This is a genomic window from Dactylosporangium sp. NPDC000555 (assembly GCF_040300025.1).
In the GTDB taxonomy this organism is placed as follows: domain Bacteria; phylum Actinomycetota; class Actinomycetes; order Mycobacteriales; family Micromonosporaceae; genus Dactylosporangium.
On the sequence record NZ_JBEPDB010000029.1, the window covers coordinates 36,507 to 52,290 of the forward strand.

Genomic DNA, 15,784 nt, shown 5'->3' on the forward strand with positions numbered 1-15,784 from the left:
CGATGCTTCTTGGAGGAACCACGCCATGCTGACCATGTACTCGACCACCTGGTGCGGCTACTGCCACCGCCTCAAGACCCAGATGGACCGCGAGGGCATCCAGTACCAGGTCGTCGACATCGAGCGGGACTCGGAGGCGGCCAAGTTCGTCGAGAGCGTCAACGGCGGCAACCAGACCGTTCCCACGCTGCGCTTCGACGACGGCACGGCCTTGACGAACCCGTCGATCGTGCAGGTCAAGAAGCACCTGGAAACTGTCGGTAGCTGAACGGGCGCGATCCGCTACGGCGGCCTGCGCGAGGTCGAGCCCGCGCAGGCCGCCGCCGTGCTGAAGCTGTGGCGCGCCGAGGCGCTCAGGCGTGCAGCCACTCGGTGATCAGATAGTGCGCGATCGACGCGGGGAACGGCAGCCCGAACTCCTGCGACTCGCCGTCGAGCACCGCGGCGATCTCGGTGCGGGTCAGCCAGCGCGCCTCGGCGATCTCCTCGACGTCGACCGTGATCGCGGCGCCGGCCGGGGCGAGCGCGTGGAAGCCCAGCATCAGCGAGCCCGGAAACGGCCACGGCTGGCTCGCCACATAGCTGACGTCGCCGACGCGGACCCCGACCTCCTCGAGCACCTCCCGGGCGACCGCCATCTCGGCCGACTCGCCGGGCTCGACGAACCCGGCCAGCGTCGAGAAGCGCGGCACCGTGGCGCCCAGCGCCTTCCACTGCGCGTTGAAGCCGAGCAGGCAGCGCCCGTCGGGCCCGGTCACGCCGTCGTGCACCAGCATGATCACCGCCGGGTCGGTGCGCGGCCAGAGCGTCTCCCCGCCGTCCTCCGTCATCCGGACCCAGCCGCCCTGCGCCGCGACGGTCAGCTTGCCGCTCAGCGGGCTGTACGGATGCCGCGAGTGCCAGTTGGCGAGCGCGACAGCGGTGATGAACAGCCCCGCCGGCAGGTCGGACAGCGCGTGCCCGACCTGGCGCAGGTTGACCCGGCTGGTGCCGTCGATCGGCACGGTGTCGGCGGCGACCGCGAAATACACGGTCCCGTCCTCCTCGCCGAGGAAGAAGCGCTCCCCGGCCGGCGCGTCGGCCGGGTCGAGGAGCACCAGCTCCGGCGGGTCGCCCGGGCGAACCAGCACGTGGCCGTCGTCGACGACCACGACCCGGGACCGGTCCCATGCGGCCGAGAGCCACGCCTCGTCGTTACGCCGGTGCGCCGCCCGGTCCAGCGGCCCGCGCGCGAGCGGCGGGCCGGGCCGGTCCCGCGATGCATCGGCGCTCGGCCGCACGGCTGTCACGACTCTTCGGCCCGGATGACCGGCGTCAGGGCGGCCAGCGAGTCCTCGACCTTGGCGGCGTCGCCGAGGACCACCGCGGCGGCCCCGGTCGGGGCGAGGTATCGCGCGGCGGCCGCGGCCACATCGTCCTTGCCGGCCCGGGCCAGCCGTGCCGCGTGCTCGGCCAGGTAGTCCAGCCGCAGGCCGAAGCCGGCGTAAGTGGACACCAGACCGGCGAGCCCGGCCTGGGTGGACATGCCCAGCTGCAGCGTGCCGAGGGCGTATTGCCGGGCCTGATCCAGCTCCTCGTCCTTCGGCGGCAGGCTGGCGATCCGCCCGAGCTCGTAGAGCGTCTCCAGCAGCGCGGGGCCGGTCACCTCGGTGGCCACCTCGGCGGAGAGCACCAGCGCTGAGCCGGCGGCCGCGTGCTCGATCAGCGAGTGCGGGCCGTAGGTGTACCCCTTATCCTCGCGGATGTTCTCGACCCACCGGGAGGAGAAGTAGCCGCCGAAGACCAGGTTGGCCAGCTGCAACGCGGCGTGGTCCGGGTGCTTGCGCGACACCGCCGGCAGGGCCAGGCGCAGCGAGGACTGCACCGAGTCGGGCCGGTCGACCAGGGTCAGCGGCCCGGGCACCAGCGCGGGGGTGGGCGGCAGCTCGGCCACGACGCCGCCGCCGTTCCACTTGCTGAGCATCCGCTCCGCGGCGGCGATCGCCTGCTCCGGCTCGAGGTCGCCGACGACCACGAGCGTGGCGCCGGCGGGGTGCAGCCGCTCGGCGTGCAGCGCGCGCAGCTCGTCGGGGACGACCGCCTCGACCTGCTCGGGCGAGGGCGTCTGCACGGCGTACGGGTGGCTGCCGTACATCCGCTTGAGCAGTGCCACCCGGGCCAGGTGGCCGGGCTGGCTCTGCGCCACCCGGATCCGGTCGACCAGCCGGGACCGCTCGGTGTCGACCTCCTCGGCCGGGTAGGCCGCGTCGGTCAGCACCTCGGCGAGGATGTCCAGCAGCCGGTCGAGGCCGTCGACGAGGGCGTTGCCGGAGATCAGCAGGCGGTCGGGGTCGGCGCCGGCGGACAGCCCGCCGCCGACCTTCTGCAGCTCGGCGGCGATGTCGACGGTCGACATGGTCGAGGTGCCGGACAGCGCCGTCTGGGTCAGCAGCGCGGCCCGCGCCAGGTGCGCCTGCGCGAACGGCACCCGCAGGCGTACCTCCACCAGCGGCACCGACGCGCGGCGCAGCGCGATCACGGTCAGACCGTTGTCCAGCGTCTGCTCGACGGTGGTCGGCAGCTTGAGGGGGCGGTTGGGCCCGAGCACCGGCAGGGCGCGCGGCGGGATTGTCACAGTCACTTGGCTCCTCCGGCGATGACCTCGACCGCGGCACGGCGCGACGGGACGAGCTGCCCCGCGGCCGCGACAATCTGCTCCTCGGTGACCTCACCGATCAGCGTGTGCAGCCGGTTGAGCAGCTCCGGCTCGCCGCGCTGCTGTTCCAGCACGGCCATCTGCAGCGCGCGGCCCAGCACCGCGTCGGTGTCGCGCAGCAGGTGGGTCGCCATGCGCGCCTGCGTGCGGCTGAGCTCGTCGGGGGCTAGGCCGTCGCTCGCGATGCGCGCGCACTCCTCCTCGACGCTGCGCAGGACCTTGTCCACGTCCCCGCCCGGCGGCAGGAACGCCTGCAGGACCAGGGCCGTGGGGTCCCGTACGGCGAAGGGCTCCCCCATGAACCCGATGTACCCACCGATGCTCGTCACCGACCGGTCGCGCAGCACCAGGCGCTCGACGAGGCGGGAGGCATCTCCGTCGGTGAGCACCTCGGCGAGTACCACATACGGCAGATATGCGGAGAGATCGCTGATCGGATCGGGCACCCGCCACGCGGCCGCGACCGCCGGCATGGGCGCCAGGCGGTCGGTGTATGAGGAGCGGCGCTCCGCGGTCAGGTCGGGCTCGGCGAAGTCCGGCCGCTGCGGGGCGGGCCGGGCCGGCACGTCGCCGAAGTGTCGCTCGACGAGCTCGGTCGCGACGGCCACGTCGAAGTCGCCGGAGACCGCGAGCACCGCGTTGCCGCAGGCGTAATACCGGTCGAAGAAGTCCGCGGCGTCGGCGACGGTGGCCGACTCGAGGTCCTCGAAGGAGCCGTAGCCGTCGTGCGCGTTGGCGAACGTGTCGAACATGACCGGGGGAACGCGCAGCCAGGGGAACCCGCCATACGGCCGGTTGAGCACGTTGACCCGGATCTCCTCCTTGACCACGTCGATCTGGTTGCGCAGATTCTCCTCGTTGAGCCGGGGCGCGCGCATGCGGTCGGCCTCGAGGAACAGCGCACGCTCAAGCGCGTTGGCGGGCAGCGTCTCGTAGTAGTCGGTGTAGTCGAAGTGTGTCGAGCCGTTGAACGTGCCGCCCGAGCCCTGCACGTGCCGGAAGTGCGCGAGCTTCTCGAGGTTTTCCGAGCCCTGGAACATCAGGTGCTCGAACAGGTGGGCGAATCCGGTGCTCCCCTGCGGCTCGGATCTGATGCCGACGTCGTAGACGACCGCCACACCGACGACCGGCGCGGCGCGGTCTGGGGTCAGCACCACCCGCAGGCCGTTGGGCAGGGTGAAGCGCTCGACGGGATACTTGGACGCCGGGATCCGCACGGCGGGGCTACGACTGGACACCCACCGAATCTACTTCGTCCTGGGACAAACGCCGGATTCGGCGTTCGGCCAGTCCGGCGTAGCAGGCCAGACCCGCGATCACCGCCAGCAGCGGCAGGCCGAGCAGCCAGCCGTACTCGCCCCGCGACCGCGGCCGCGGCGGCGTCGCAACCGGCGCGGCGACCGGCGACACGCCGGTGGCTGGCGCGCTCACCGAGGGTGAGGGCGAGGGTGGCGGTAGCCGCCGGGTGAGGGCCTGGACCAGGTCGAGACGACCGAGGCCGTACTCCGGGTCGACCCCCTTCGGGCCGGCGTCGACCGCGGTCAGCATCAGCCGGCGCACGATCTCGTCCGCCCGGGCGCCCGGATACGCCGAGCGCACCAGCGCGACCGCGCCGGCGAGCAGCCCGGGCGAGGCGCTGCCGTCGTCGACCCGGTATCGGTTGCCGCTGTTGGTGGTCATGATCTGGAACCCGGGCACGCCCAGGCCGAGCCGCCGGCCGCTGGCCGATCGCACGCGCACGTCGCCCGACCGGGTGAGCGGGATCGCGGCGAGCACCCCGTCGTAGGCGGCCGGGTAGGGCTCGAACTGGCGACCGGGCTGGTCGCCGTCGGCGGCCACCACGATCGCGTCGGCGGCCAGCGCGTCGCGGATCGCCTGCGCCAGCCGATCGCCGGGGGCGACGGAATACCCGACCACGATCACGGCGGCCCGATGCGAGACCGCCAGCTCGATGCCGGCGGCCAGGTCGTCCGGGCCCGGCCGGCGGTCGGCCGGCGTGTCGAGCACCACCGGCAGCACCTTGGCGCCGGGCGCCACGCCGATCACGCCGTCGCCGCGGCCGTTGCCATGGCCGTGCCCGGCGATGGCGCCCGCCAGCGCGGTGCCGTGGCCGTCGGGGTCGGCGCCGAAGGCGTCACCCTGCGAGGGCTGGTCGGTGGGCGAGGGCTGGTTGCCCCGGCCGACGAAGACCGGGTCCAGAACGGCGCCGACGAGGTCGTCGTGGGTGCGGTCGACGCCGCGGTCGACGATCGCGACGGTGACGCCCTCGCCGCGGCTGCTCTGGTTGGCCTCGGCGACGCCGAGATATCGCAGGTGCCATTCGGCGTCACGGATGACGTCCGCCCGGGCGGGAAGGGCCGGCAGGGCAGCCACGGCGAATCCAATCGCCACGGCGAGAGCGAGCCGCTGCTTCATGCGCGATAGCGTGCCGGATGAGCGCAACCCGCGCCAGCCGAGCCCGACCGGGCGCAGCTCAGGCCGGGCGGATGCTGGCGGGGGCCTCGTCGGCGACGTGGTCGTACTGACGGTGCGTGTCGGGGATCGATACGTAGAGGATGGCCGCGTCGGGCTTGCCGAGATCGACCAGCGCGATCGACACCAGCTCGCTCTTGGCCCGCAACCCGACCTGGTTGAAGTGCAGCCGGAACTTCAGCAGCCGGGCCGGGCGCCCGCCGAGCGTCAGATCCTTGGCCTCGATCTGCTCGAGCTGGTTGCCCTTGGGGTAGAAGCTGACCCGCACGTCTGCGGCGATCTGGTCGCCGACGCAGTGCAGGTCGAGCACCATGCCGTCGTTGACCGCGGCCGGCACGTGCCCGGAGAGGATCGTCGCGTGGTAGTTGTTGCCGTTGCCGTCGTAGTCCGGCTCGGTGATGAAGTCCTGCCCGATCCGATAGACGATCTTGAGTTCACCCAGCTCGTGCCAGTTCTCCTGAAGGGGCCGCCAGGGTGATCCGAACTCTTTGTAGCTGATCCCCGACTCACTGTCGACGGTCCGTGGCCCCGCCGGGACCTCATCACCGCCCCGGTTGGGGTTGTCTGGCGGGATGCTCGGCGGCGGGCAGCGCCGCGCCAGCTCGGGTCGCGTGTCGCTGGGCGCCTGCGCGTGCCGGTTGAACAGGCCGCCCGGCGTCGTCGCGTTGTTCGTCAGCACCGACACCAGGATCACGATCAGCCCGATCGCGACAATCAGGACGGCACCCCCGCCGAGCCACTTCATGATCCGCTGGTTGCGCCGGACCGGGTCGTCGTCATCGTCCGGCCCGGAGTTGCTCATGTCCGGCGGCGGCCCGATCGGCGGTGTGCCCAGCCGCGAGCCGCGCCCCGAGGCGTATCCCGACGCGACGCGTGCGGGATCCCCCGACCCGCTGGGGATCGGCCGGGTCGGGGACGGCGGCGCGGACTCGCTCCCGACCGGTTCGATCACGGTCTGCGTGTCCGGCACGGCCCAGGGCGAACGCTGCTCGGTCATCTCACGCCCAAGTGTCGCAGCCGGACGCGACGACGGCCAGCGATCCCCGCAGGCGGCCGGGTCAGGTTTGCTCGAGGCGGCTCAGGGCTGCGGCTGCGGCGGCGGGTTCAGCTGGGTGACCTGCGGATACCGCGGCCCGTCCGCCGCGGCGGCCCCGAGGACGATGAAGGCGACGGTGAGCACCCCGGCGACCGCGATCCCGACCACCAGGGCGATCTCGCGAACGTGCGATGCCTGCATCCCGAACGCTTCTCCTCGCATGCCCTCTTGGACAGCTTCGAGGAGCAACCGGTTCCACCGACAGCGAGCTGTCGGAACCTTGCCAATGCGTTCGCGCTTCCGCACGCCGAGCCTCGGGGCTATCGGGACGAGGGCAGCGAGGCGATGAGGGCGAGCAGGCCGTCCTCGTCGAGCAGGTCGGCCGGGCGGACCGTCTCGCCGCTGCGCACGTAGAAGAACGCGGCACCCACCGTGTCGAGCGGCACGCCCCGCAGCTCGGCCCAGGCCAGCCGGTACGCGGCCAGCTGCACCGCCGCGGCCGTGGCGTCGGCGCCGGCCGGGCGGCCGCCGGTCTTCCAGTCCACGACGTCGTAGCGGCCGTCCGGGTAGCGGTACACGGCGTCCATCCGGCCGCGGACCACGACGCCCGCGATGACCGACGCGAACGGCACCTCCACGTCGAACGGCACCCGGTCGGCCCACTCGCCGGCCAGGAAGCGCGCCTGCAGCTCGCTCAGGGCGGCGTCCGGCGCGGCGCCCTCGTCCGCGGCGCCGGGCAGCTCGTCGAGATCCAGCAGCCGCTCGGCCCGGAAGCGCTGCTCCAGCCAGTGGTGGAAGGCCGTGCCGCGGCGGGCATACGGGTCGGGGCGGGCCGGCAGCGGGCGGCGCAGGGCCACGAGCTGCGACACCGACAGGTGCCCGGGCAGCGACACCTCGACCGCGGCGTCCGCGCGGGGGCCGAGCCGGGCCCGCTCGGCCAGGAGCAGCCCGGCCTCCGCGGCCCAGCGCGCCACCACCGGATCGGGCACCACCACCGAATCGGGCACCACCACCGAATCGGCCACCTCCGGCGCGTCGGGCGCCGGGTCAATGTGCGCATCGGAAGACGGGACGTCGTACGCCGGGGCGGCGCGGACCAGTGCGGCGGCCGCCTCCAGCAGCGGCCGGCGGGGGCCGAGCGGGTCGGCTGGCCAGCTCGCGCTGGGCACGTCGAACGCGGTCGGGTTCTGCGCGTCGGACTCCGGCTTCGGCGCCCACGCGTCGACCACCCCGGCGCCGGCCAGGCAGCGCTCGCGGATCTCCTCCAGGAACACCGACGGGCCGCGGGCCCGCTTGACGCCCTCTCCCCACCAGTACCCGCTGGCCAGCAGCAGCCGGCGGGGGCGGGTGACGGCGACGTACGCCAGCCGCCGCTCCTCCCGCACGTCGTGCTCGCGCCAGTCCCGGTTGAACGTCTCCAGGGCGTTCACCACGCCCTTGACGTCGGCGACGCCGGAGAGGTCCAGCGTCGGCAGGCCGGCGTGGTCGCCGCGCAACGGGAACGGCAGCACCCCCAGGCCGCGCAGCCAGTGGTCGCCGGCGTTGCTGGGGCCCGGGAAGACGTCGGCGCACAGCCCGGCGACGGCCACGACGTCCCACTCGAGGCCCTTGGCCGCGTGCGCGGTGAGGATCTGCACCGCGCCCTCGACGACCTCGACCTCGCCCGGCGCCAGGCCACGCTCCTCGTTCTCGGCCGCGGCCAGGAACGCCAGGAACGCGCTCAGCGTCGCACCCTCCGACTCCGTGGCGAAGCGGGCCGCGATGTTGCTGAACGCGTCGAGGTGACCGCGGCCCAGGCCGGCGTCGCCAGGGCGGGCCGCGACCTCCACGTCGAGGCCGGTGACCCGCTCCAGGTCGGCGACCAGGTCGGGCAGCGTCTGGTCGAGGCGGCGGCGCAGGGCGCGCAGCTCGGCGCCGAGGCGCACGAAGCGGTGGTGTCCCTCGGCGGAGTACGCCTCCGGCTCACCCAGGTCGTCGAGTGCCTCGACCAGGATGGCCTCGTCGAGGCGGTCGGCGAGCTCGGGCTCCGCGTTCGCGTCGCCGTGGCGGCGGGCGGCGGCCAGCGCGCGGGCCCGGCGGTACAGGGCGACGAGGTCGCGCGGGCCGATCCGCCAGCGCGGGCCGGTCAGGATGCGCAGCAGCGCGGCGCCCTCGGCCGGGTCGGCGAGCACCCGCATGATGCTGACGACGTCGCGCACCTCGGGCGTGTCCAGCAGCCCGCCGAGGCCCACGACCTCGACCGGCAGGCCCCGCGAGCGCAGCGCGTTCTCCAGCGCCGGGATCTGGGCCCGGGTGCGCACGAGGACCGCGGTCGACGGCCGGTCCTCGACCGGGATGTCGTACGGGAACGTGTCCGGGTCGACCTTCGCGGCCAGCCGCCACGAGGCGAGGACCCGGTCGGCGAGCCAGGCGGCCTCCTCGGTGTACGTGTCGAGCAGCGCGCAGTGCACCGTCGCGGTGGACGCCGGCTCGGCCAGCACGTCGGCGGGTGCGAGCTCCTCGACCCGGGCGCCGGAGGAGCGCAGCGGCAGCGACAGCGCGTTGGCCACGTCGAGGATCTCCGGCCGGTTGCGCCAGCTCGTGGTCAGCGACAGCAGCGGCGCCGGTTCGGTGTCACCGCCCCGGGTCTCGACCGGGAACTCGGTCGGGAAACGGTCCAGCGTGCCGGCCGAGGCGCCGCGCCAGCCGTAGATCGACTGGCACGGGTCGCCGACCGCGGTGACCGGATGCCCGCCGCCGAACAGCGCGCGCAGCAGCACGACCTGGGCGTGCGAGGTGTCCTGGTACTCGTCGAGCAGCACCACCCGGAAGCGGTCCCGCTCGACCTGCCCGACCTCGGGGTGCGCGACCGCGACCGTGGCCGCCCGGGAGAGCTGGTCGCCGAAGTCCATCGCCTCCAGCAGGCGTTTCTTCTCGGAGTACTGCCGGATGAGGGGAAGAAGCTGCAGGCGCGCCTGCTGCCGGGAGAGCACGTCGCGCACCGGCTTGACCGTCTTGCCGCTCTTCGCGTTGACCTCGGCGAAGAACCGTCCGGTCCATGCGGCCACGTCCGCGGGCTCGCGCAGGTGCTCGGCGAGATCGCCGGCCAGGTGCAGCACGGCGTCGACGACGGTCGAGGGCGCGGACGACACCGCGGTCATGTCCCCGTCGTACGCCCGCACCACCGCGTCGGCGAGCTGCCAGCAAGCGGCCTCGGTGAGCAGCCGGGTGGACGGCTCGAAGCCGGCCCGCACGCCGTGCTCGCGCACCACCCGGGCGGCGTAGGAGTGGTAGGTGGCGACGGTCGGCTCGCCCGCGATGAGGTCGTCGCGGCCCAGGCGGCGCACCAGTTGGCCGAGCCGCTGCCGGATGCGGTGCGACAGCTCGCCCGCGGCCTTCCGGGTGAAGGTCAGGCCGAGCACCTGCTCCGGGCGCACGTGCCCGTTCGCGACCAGCCACACGACCCGCGCGGCCATCGTCTCCGTCTTGCCCGAGCCGGCGCCCGCGACGACTAGCAGCGGCCCGATCGGCGCGGCGATGACGTCGGCCTGCTGCCGGGTGGGCGCCGGAAGCTTGAGCAGCCGGGCCAACTCCACCGGCGTGTACTTCGGAATGGTCATGCCCCCTCGCTTCGCTCGTCGGCATGCCCTGAAGACTGAGCCAGCTGATGACCGGCCCCTCCGCTGCGCTCCGGACCGGTCATGCCGAAACCTCCGCTCCGCTCCGGCCACGGCATGACTTGACACTGCGCCCACGATGACCGGCCCCTCCGCTCCGCTCCGGACCGGTCATGCGACGTGCCGGCCTTTGCCAGAGACGGGGCAGGAGGTCTTCACCGGGCAGACGCGGCACTTGTTGTTCACCACGGCGCTGAAGGTCGACGCCGCCATCGTCCTCGCGGTGCGCCGCACCAGCGCCTGGGCCCAGTTCGGGTCGTCGGCGTCACCGAGCGGCGGCTGCACCTGCTCCCGCGCGGCGCTGGTCTCGCCGCCGAGCTGCACCAGGGAGGCGCCCCCCGGCATCGATGACTCCTCGAAGGCGCCGAGCTCGATCGCGGCCTGGTACGCGGCCAGCTGGGGATGCTCGGCCAGGTTGGCGTTGGCGGGGATGGACTTGCCGGTCTTGAGGTCCACGACCACGAGCCGGCCCCGCTCGTCCAACTCCAGCCGGTCGACCCGGCCCTTGATCTCGACCGGCGCCTCCGGGTCGGCGAGCTCGACGAGGAAGTCCTGCTCGATCGCGACGAGCCGGCGGGGGTTGCCGGCCAGCCAGCCGATGAGCTTGTCGAGCATGGTCTCCGCGCGGTCCCGCTCGCGGCCGGCCAGCCAGCGCGCGGAGAGCTCGATCGCGTCGAAGCGGTCGGCGACATACGCCACCAGCTGCGCCCGGTCCGCGCTCGCGTCGGCGGCCAGCATCGCCGCGGCGTGCACGAGGTTGCCGATCGACTGCTCCGGCGACGGGGTCAGCGCGCCGCCGTGCCGCTCCAGCAGCCAGCGCAGGCTGCACCGGTCGACGCTCTCCACGGTCGATGGCGTGACCCGCACCGGCTCGCCCGGGTCGACCAGCGGCCGGTCGTCGGACAGGGCCGGCAGCCCCCACCAGGTGTCCGGGTCGGCACCTCCTACCCCCTCGGCGGCCAGGCGGGCCAGCAGCCCGGCGGCCGCGGCGCGGCGGTCCTCGGGCGTGTCGGGATCGACGAGCGCGACCCGCAGCTCAGCCACGAGCGTCGGCAGCGTCAGCGCCCGGGGCGGCTCGAACGCCGGCTGCCCGTCCAGCTCCGCGTCCTCCGCGTCCTGTCCTTCCCAAGACAGCTCGGTCAGGAACCGGCTCGGCTGCTCCTCGCCGTCGCCCGAGACGACCGCGGTGACGAGCACCTGCTCGCGGGCCCGGCTCACGGCGACGTAGAAGAGCCGGCGCTCCTCGTCCAGCAGCGCCGACAGCCGCCCGATCGTCTCCATCGCGCGCCCGGCGAGCACCTCGACCAGCAGCTCCGAGCCGAGCACGCTGCCGCGCAGCCGCAGGTTGGGCCAGACGCCCTCCTGCACGCCGGCGACGGCGACGACGTCCCACTCCAGGCCCTTCGCCGCGTGCGCGGTGAGGATGCGCACCGCGTCGCCCCGGTCCGCCGACGGCGCCAGGTTGTCGGCCGGCAGGTCCTGTCCCTCGACGTGGTCGAGGAACACGTCGGTGCCGGCGCCGGGCAGCCGGTCGGTGAACCGGGCCGCCGCGTCGAACAGCGACACGACCGCGTCGAGGTCCCGGTCCGCGGCCGAGCCGCGGTGCCCGCCGCGGGCGCTCAGGGCGGACCAGCGCTCGGCCAGGCCGCCGGCGTGCCACACCGCCCACAGCACCTCCTCGGCGGTCGCGCCGGGCCGGGCCGCCGCGTCGCGGGCCTGCCGCAGCAGTCCGGCCACGGCTCGGGCGGGCGCGGCCCATCGCCGATCGACCATGGCCAGCTCGGCCGGGTCGCGCAGCGCGGCGAGCAGCAGCACGCCGGACGCGCGCCGGTCGCCGGCGGCCAGCGCCAGCGCGCGCAGCCCCTGCCGCAGCCGCCGCTCGGCCAGCGGGTCGGCCCCGCCCAGCGGCGAGTGCAGCAGCGCCACCGCCGCGTCCTCGTCCAGCCGGGTGTCGTCGAGCGCGCACCGCAGGAGCAGCAGCAGCGGGGCGATCGCCGGCTGCAGGTGCAGCGGCAGGTCCTCGGCCTCGGTCACCGTCGGCACCCCGGCCGAGTGCAGCGCCCGCTGCAGCGGCGCCAGCTGTCGGGAGGTGGAGCGCACCACGACCGCCATGCGCGCCCACGGCACGCCACGCAGCAGGTGCGCCTCGCGCAGGCGGTGTGCGATATACGCCGCCTCCGACGTCTCCGACGCGAACGTGCGTGTCTCCGCCGTGCCGCCGCTTCGCTGCGGCAGCATCGCCCGGTGCCGGGACGGGCCGCGCAGCCGTGCGGCGATCCGCCCGACCGGCGCCAGCAGCCCCTCGCCGAGCCGCCGGGAGTGCGGCAGGGTCACCTGTACCGCACCCGGGAAACGCGTGGCGAAGTCACCGACGATCGCCGGGTCGGCGCCGCGGAACGCGAACGTCGAGGCGTCCGGGTCGGCCAGCGCGACCAGGTGCTTGCCGTTGCCGGCGATGAGCTCGAGCAGCTCGACCTGGGCCGGGTCGGTGTCGGGCAGCTCGTCGACGTACACATAAGACAGCCGCCGCCGCTCCCGCTCCAGGAGGTCGGCATCGTCGGCGAGCATCACGCTCGCCGCCCGCACCAGCTCGGCGTAGTCGTAGGCGGCCGATCCACGCGCGGTCGCGTCGCGCAGCGCCAGGACCTGGCGGTACTCCTGGAAGAACGCCGCCGCGGCGGCCCAGTCCTCGCGCCGGTGCGCCCTGGCGAGCTCGGCCAGCCCGGCCGGCCCGACCCCGCGCTCGACCGCCCGCAGCAGCAGGTCGCGCAGCTCGGTGGCGAACGCGCGCGTGTTGAGCGCGCCGCGCAGCGACTCCGGCCACGGCGCCGCCGACCCGGCGAGCAGCTCGCGGATCACCAGGTCCTGCTCGGGCCCGGTCAGCAGCCGGGGCGAGGCCTCGCCCCGCTCGACGGCGGCGCGGCGCAGCAGCCCGAACGCGTATCCGTGAAAGGTCCGGACCATCGGCTCCGCCGTGGTGCGCAGCCCGCTCGAGCGCCCGAGCCGCGCCTCGATCCGGTCGCGCAGCCGCACCGCGCCGCGCCGCCCGAAGGTCAGGACCAGGATCCCCTCGGGGTCGCCCCCCTCGTCGACCCGGGCCGCGACCGCCTCGACGAGGGTGCTCGTCTTGCCGGTGCCGGGCCCGCCGATCACGAGCAGGGGCCCGGCGGTGTGCTCGATCACAAGGCGCTGCCAGGGGTCGGCGTAGACCGGGACGGCCGCGACCGGGGGGCGGCGCACGAGCCGGTAGGCACGGCGCTGACCCGGAGGGGAAGCTGTCGCGGTCACGCGGCTATGCAATCACGCTGTCCTGCGATTCATCGCATCGACATTACCGCCGGTTACGCGAGGTCACCGTTGAACCACGCCCAGCAGCGACGCCTCGATCAGGTCCAGCGACTCGTCGATGCCGCGCGACACCAGCAGCATCGACATCGCCGACGGCCGGACGAACTCGTGCTGGGCCAGGCCGCCCAGCCACTCGAGCAGGCCGGCGTAGAAGCCGTCCGCGTCGAGCAGCAGGATCGGCTTGCGGTGCAGACCGAGCATGCCCGTCGTCCAGACCTCGAACAGCTCGTCCAGCGTGCCCAGGCCGCCGGGCAGTGTGATGAACGCGTCGGCCTTCTCGATCAGCAGGGTCTTGCGCGAGGCCATGCCGTCGGTCACGACCAGCTCGTCCGACTTGGTGTCCGCCACCTCCAGATCCAGGAGGTTCTGCGGTATCACGCCGTACGTGCGGGCCCCGCCGGCCCGGGCGCCGTCGGCCACCGCGCCCATCATGCCGACGCAGCCACCGCCGGAGACCAGGCCGTGGCCCCGGCGGCCGATCTCCACGCCGAGGTCGTACGCGAGGTCCAGCCACCGCTGCTCGAGCAGCCGCGAGGAGGCGCAGAACACACCGATCGCCGCCACCTCAGCCCCCTTCGACCAGCTTGTTGTCCTCTTCCAGCTGTTCGGCGGCCTCCTGGATGTGCCGCACGGCCGCGTCGACGTCGTCGGTCAGGAACAGCAGGTCCAGATCCTCGGGCCCGATCTTGCCGTCGGGCAGCATGGTGCCGCGGATCCAGTCGACGAGGCCGCTCCAGTACTCGGTGCCCATGAGCACCACCGGAAACCTGGTGACCTTGCGGGTCTGCACCAGCGTCACGGCCTCGAAGAGCTCGTCGAGCGTGCCGAAGCCGCCGGGCAGCACGACGAACGCCTGGGCGTACTTGACGAACATCGTCTTGCGGGCGAAGAAATACCGGAAGTCGATGCCGATGTCGACCCACTCGTTGAGACCCTGCTCGAAGGGCAGCTCGATGCCGAGCCCGATCGAGAGCCCACCGGCCTCGGCCACGCCCTTGTTCGCGGCCTCCATCACGCCCGGGCCCCCGCCGGTGATGACCGCGTAGCCGGCCCGCGCCAGCGCGCCGCCGAGATCCTCGCCCATGCGCCACTCCGGGCTCTCCGGCTTGCTGCGCGCCGAGCCGAACACGCTCACCGCGGGTGGCACGTCGGCGAGTGTGTCGAAGCCCTCGACGAACTCACTGAGGATGCGCAGCGCCCGCCACGCGTCCTTGGTCTTCCACTCGTGCCGCAGGTGCGAGTCGAGCAGCCGCTGGTCGGCGGTACTCGGCGGAATCGCGTCGCGTCGCAGCGTCACCATTCCGCGGTGCCGTTCCCGCGGCCGGCTGTGTTTGGGCTCGCTCATGCCTGTCACGGTACGTGGATCACAGGAGACCGGGCCCACCAGACCCGCCTCGGCGTGGTCCAATACCGCCATGACGCGTCGGCGATGGCTGCTGTTCGCGCCGCTGTGCGTGCTCCTGGCGGGTGCTCTCCTCATCTGGTACGGCCTGAGGCCGTCCTCGCCCCCCGGACCCCTCGTGGCGGCGCCGCCTTCTGTCGCCCCGTCCTCGGAGGCGCCCGAGCCCTCACCGTCCGTGTTCGAGGACGGACCCGTTTCGGCGGACCCCTCATCGGCGCGGTCGAGCGTGCCGAGCGTGCCGAGCAAGGGCAACGGGAAGTTCGACTATGCGGCGAGCGGCGGCGAGCGCGTCGGCACCGCAGGACATCTGGTGCACTACGTCGTCGCGACCGAGCAGGGCTCGGGCGTGGATCCCCAGGTTTTCGCCGACGCCGTGCAGCACACCCTCGGCGACTCACGCAGCTGGATCGCCGGCGGCCGGTTCTCGTTCCAGCGCGTCCCGGCCGGCAGCGCGAGCGAGTTGACCGTGCACCTGGCCACGCCGTCGACCACCGACACCATGTGCGCCCAGCGCGGCGTGCGGACGAAGGGCGAGGTCTCCTGCCGCGGCGGCCGGGACGTCATCATCAACCTGAAGCGCTGGCTGCTCGCGGTCGCGTGGTATCCGAGCGTGGCGGAGTACCGCAACATGGTCGTCAACCACGAGGTCGGGCACTTCGTCGGCAACGGGCACGCGGTCTGCCCGCGCAATGGCGCCCTCGCCCCCGTGATGGCGCGCCAGAGCTTCGGGCTGGAGGGCTGCGTCGCCAACGCGTGGCCCTATCCGGACGGCAAGACCTTCGTCACCGGGCCACCCGCGCCCCGATGATGGGCCGGTTTCGGTAGGAAAACGGGTGCAGGGGGCAACGTTCGGCCCTCTCGCCGCGTCCTACCCGATATACCGGTTGGCAGGGCAGGGGGGACCGGGCATGACGGGAACAGAGCAAGACCGCCGGAAGCGGCAGATGAACCGGCGGATCCGCGAGGTGGTCGCGGTCCGCCGGATGATGCGTCAATTGGATTCGGTACCCGAGGAGTCTCCGACCGAGGCCGTGTAGCGCTCGGTAGTCCTCGCTTCGTCGCGGCCGCTCGGTCAGGCTGCGCTCCGGACCGGTCAGGCGTCCTCCGCTGCGCTCCGGCCGCATGACCTCCAAGCTGCGCCCATGCTGACCGGCCCCTCCGCTTCGCTCCGGACC

At 73.6% G+C, this 15,784-nt stretch carries 12 protein-coding genes; 2 read left to right on the forward strand and 10 right to left on the reverse strand.

The genetic code is table 11. The features are described 5' to 3' along the window. The first annotated feature begins 25 nt into the window (after window positions 1-25). A complete protein-coding gene (locus tag ABT297_RS19235) occupies window positions 26-268 on the forward strand; it encodes a mycoredoxin (protein ID WP_350551115.1) in 243 nt (80 codons plus the stop codon). An 85-nt stretch (window positions 269-353) separates the two neighbouring features. Here ABT297_RS19235 and nudC read toward each other — a convergent pair whose 3' ends face one another. The 10 genes from nudC to ABT297_RS19285 form a co-directional block, all read right to left on the reverse strand. Then, the gene (nudC, locus tag ABT297_RS19240) at window positions 354-1,289 is read right to left on the reverse strand and encodes an NAD(+) diphosphatase (RefSeq protein WP_350551118.1); all 936 of its coding nucleotides are present in this window, start codon (window positions 1,287-1,289) and stop codon (window positions 354-356) included. Then, window positions 1,286-2,620 carry a M16 family metallopeptidase gene (locus ABT297_RS19245; protein ID WP_350551121.1) on the reverse strand — a complete coding sequence of 445 codons (1,335 nt, stop codon included), beginning with the start codon at window positions 2,618-2,620 and terminating at the stop codon, window positions 1,286-1,288. Before ABT297_RS19245 ends, nudC begins: the two co-directional genes overlap by 4 nt. Then, window positions 2,617-3,912 (reverse strand): M16 family metallopeptidase, encoded by a 1,296-nt coding sequence (locus tag ABT297_RS19250; protein ID WP_350551236.1) that lies wholly within the window; start codon window positions 3,910-3,912, stop codon window positions 2,617-2,619. The genes ABT297_RS19245 and ABT297_RS19250 overlap by 4 nt, the downstream gene beginning before the upstream one ends. Window positions 3,913-3,919: 7 nt before the next feature. Continuing rightward, window positions 3,920-5,110 carry a S8 family serine peptidase gene (locus ABT297_RS19255; protein ID WP_350551124.1) on the reverse strand — a complete coding sequence of 397 codons (1,191 nt, stop codon included), beginning with the start codon at window positions 5,108-5,110 and terminating at the stop codon, window positions 3,920-3,922. Between the two features lie 58 nt (window positions 5,111-5,168). Continuing rightward, window positions 5,169-6,164, reverse strand: a complete 996-nt coding sequence (locus ABT297_RS19260; RefSeq protein WP_350551127.1) for a hypothetical protein — start codon at window positions 6,162-6,164, stop codon at window positions 5,169-5,171. 81 nt (window positions 6,165-6,245) lie between these two features. Continuing rightward, entirely contained in the window at window positions 6,246-6,404 is a 159-nt protein-coding gene (locus ABT297_RS19265) for a hypothetical protein (RefSeq protein ID WP_350551130.1), read from the reverse strand. Window positions 6,405-6,523: 119 nt separating this feature from the next. Beyond that, window positions 6,524-9,802: an ATP-dependent helicase gene (locus tag ABT297_RS19270; RefSeq protein WP_350551133.1), complete on the reverse strand. Its 3,279-nt coding sequence runs from the start codon at window positions 9,800-9,802 to the stop codon at window positions 6,524-6,526. A 168-nt stretch (window positions 9,803-9,970) separates the two neighbouring features. Then, window positions 9,971-13,099 (reverse strand): ATP-dependent helicase, encoded by a 3,129-nt coding sequence (locus tag ABT297_RS19275; protein ID WP_350551238.1) that lies wholly within the window; start codon window positions 13,097-13,099, stop codon window positions 9,971-9,973. A 111-nt stretch (window positions 13,100-13,210) separates the two neighbouring features. Beyond that, a complete protein-coding gene (locus tag ABT297_RS19280) occupies window positions 13,211-13,771 on the reverse strand; it encodes an LOG family protein (RefSeq protein ID WP_350551136.1) in 561 nt (186 codons plus the stop codon). A gap of 1 nt (window position 13,772) precedes the next feature. Beyond that, window positions 13,773-14,552 (reverse strand): LOG family protein, encoded by a 780-nt coding sequence (locus ABT297_RS19285; RefSeq protein ID WP_350551139.1) that lies wholly within the window; start codon window positions 14,550-14,552, stop codon window positions 13,773-13,775. 70 nt (window positions 14,553-14,622) lie between these two features. On the opposite strand from ABT297_RS19285, the gene ABT297_RS19290 reads away from it, so the two are divergent. Then, the gene (locus tag ABT297_RS19290) at window positions 14,623-15,417 is read left to right on the forward strand and encodes a DUF3152 domain-containing protein (protein ID WP_350551142.1); all 795 of its coding nucleotides are present in this window, start codon (window positions 14,623-14,625) and stop codon (window positions 15,415-15,417) included. Window positions 15,418-15,784: the final 367 nt, after the last annotated feature.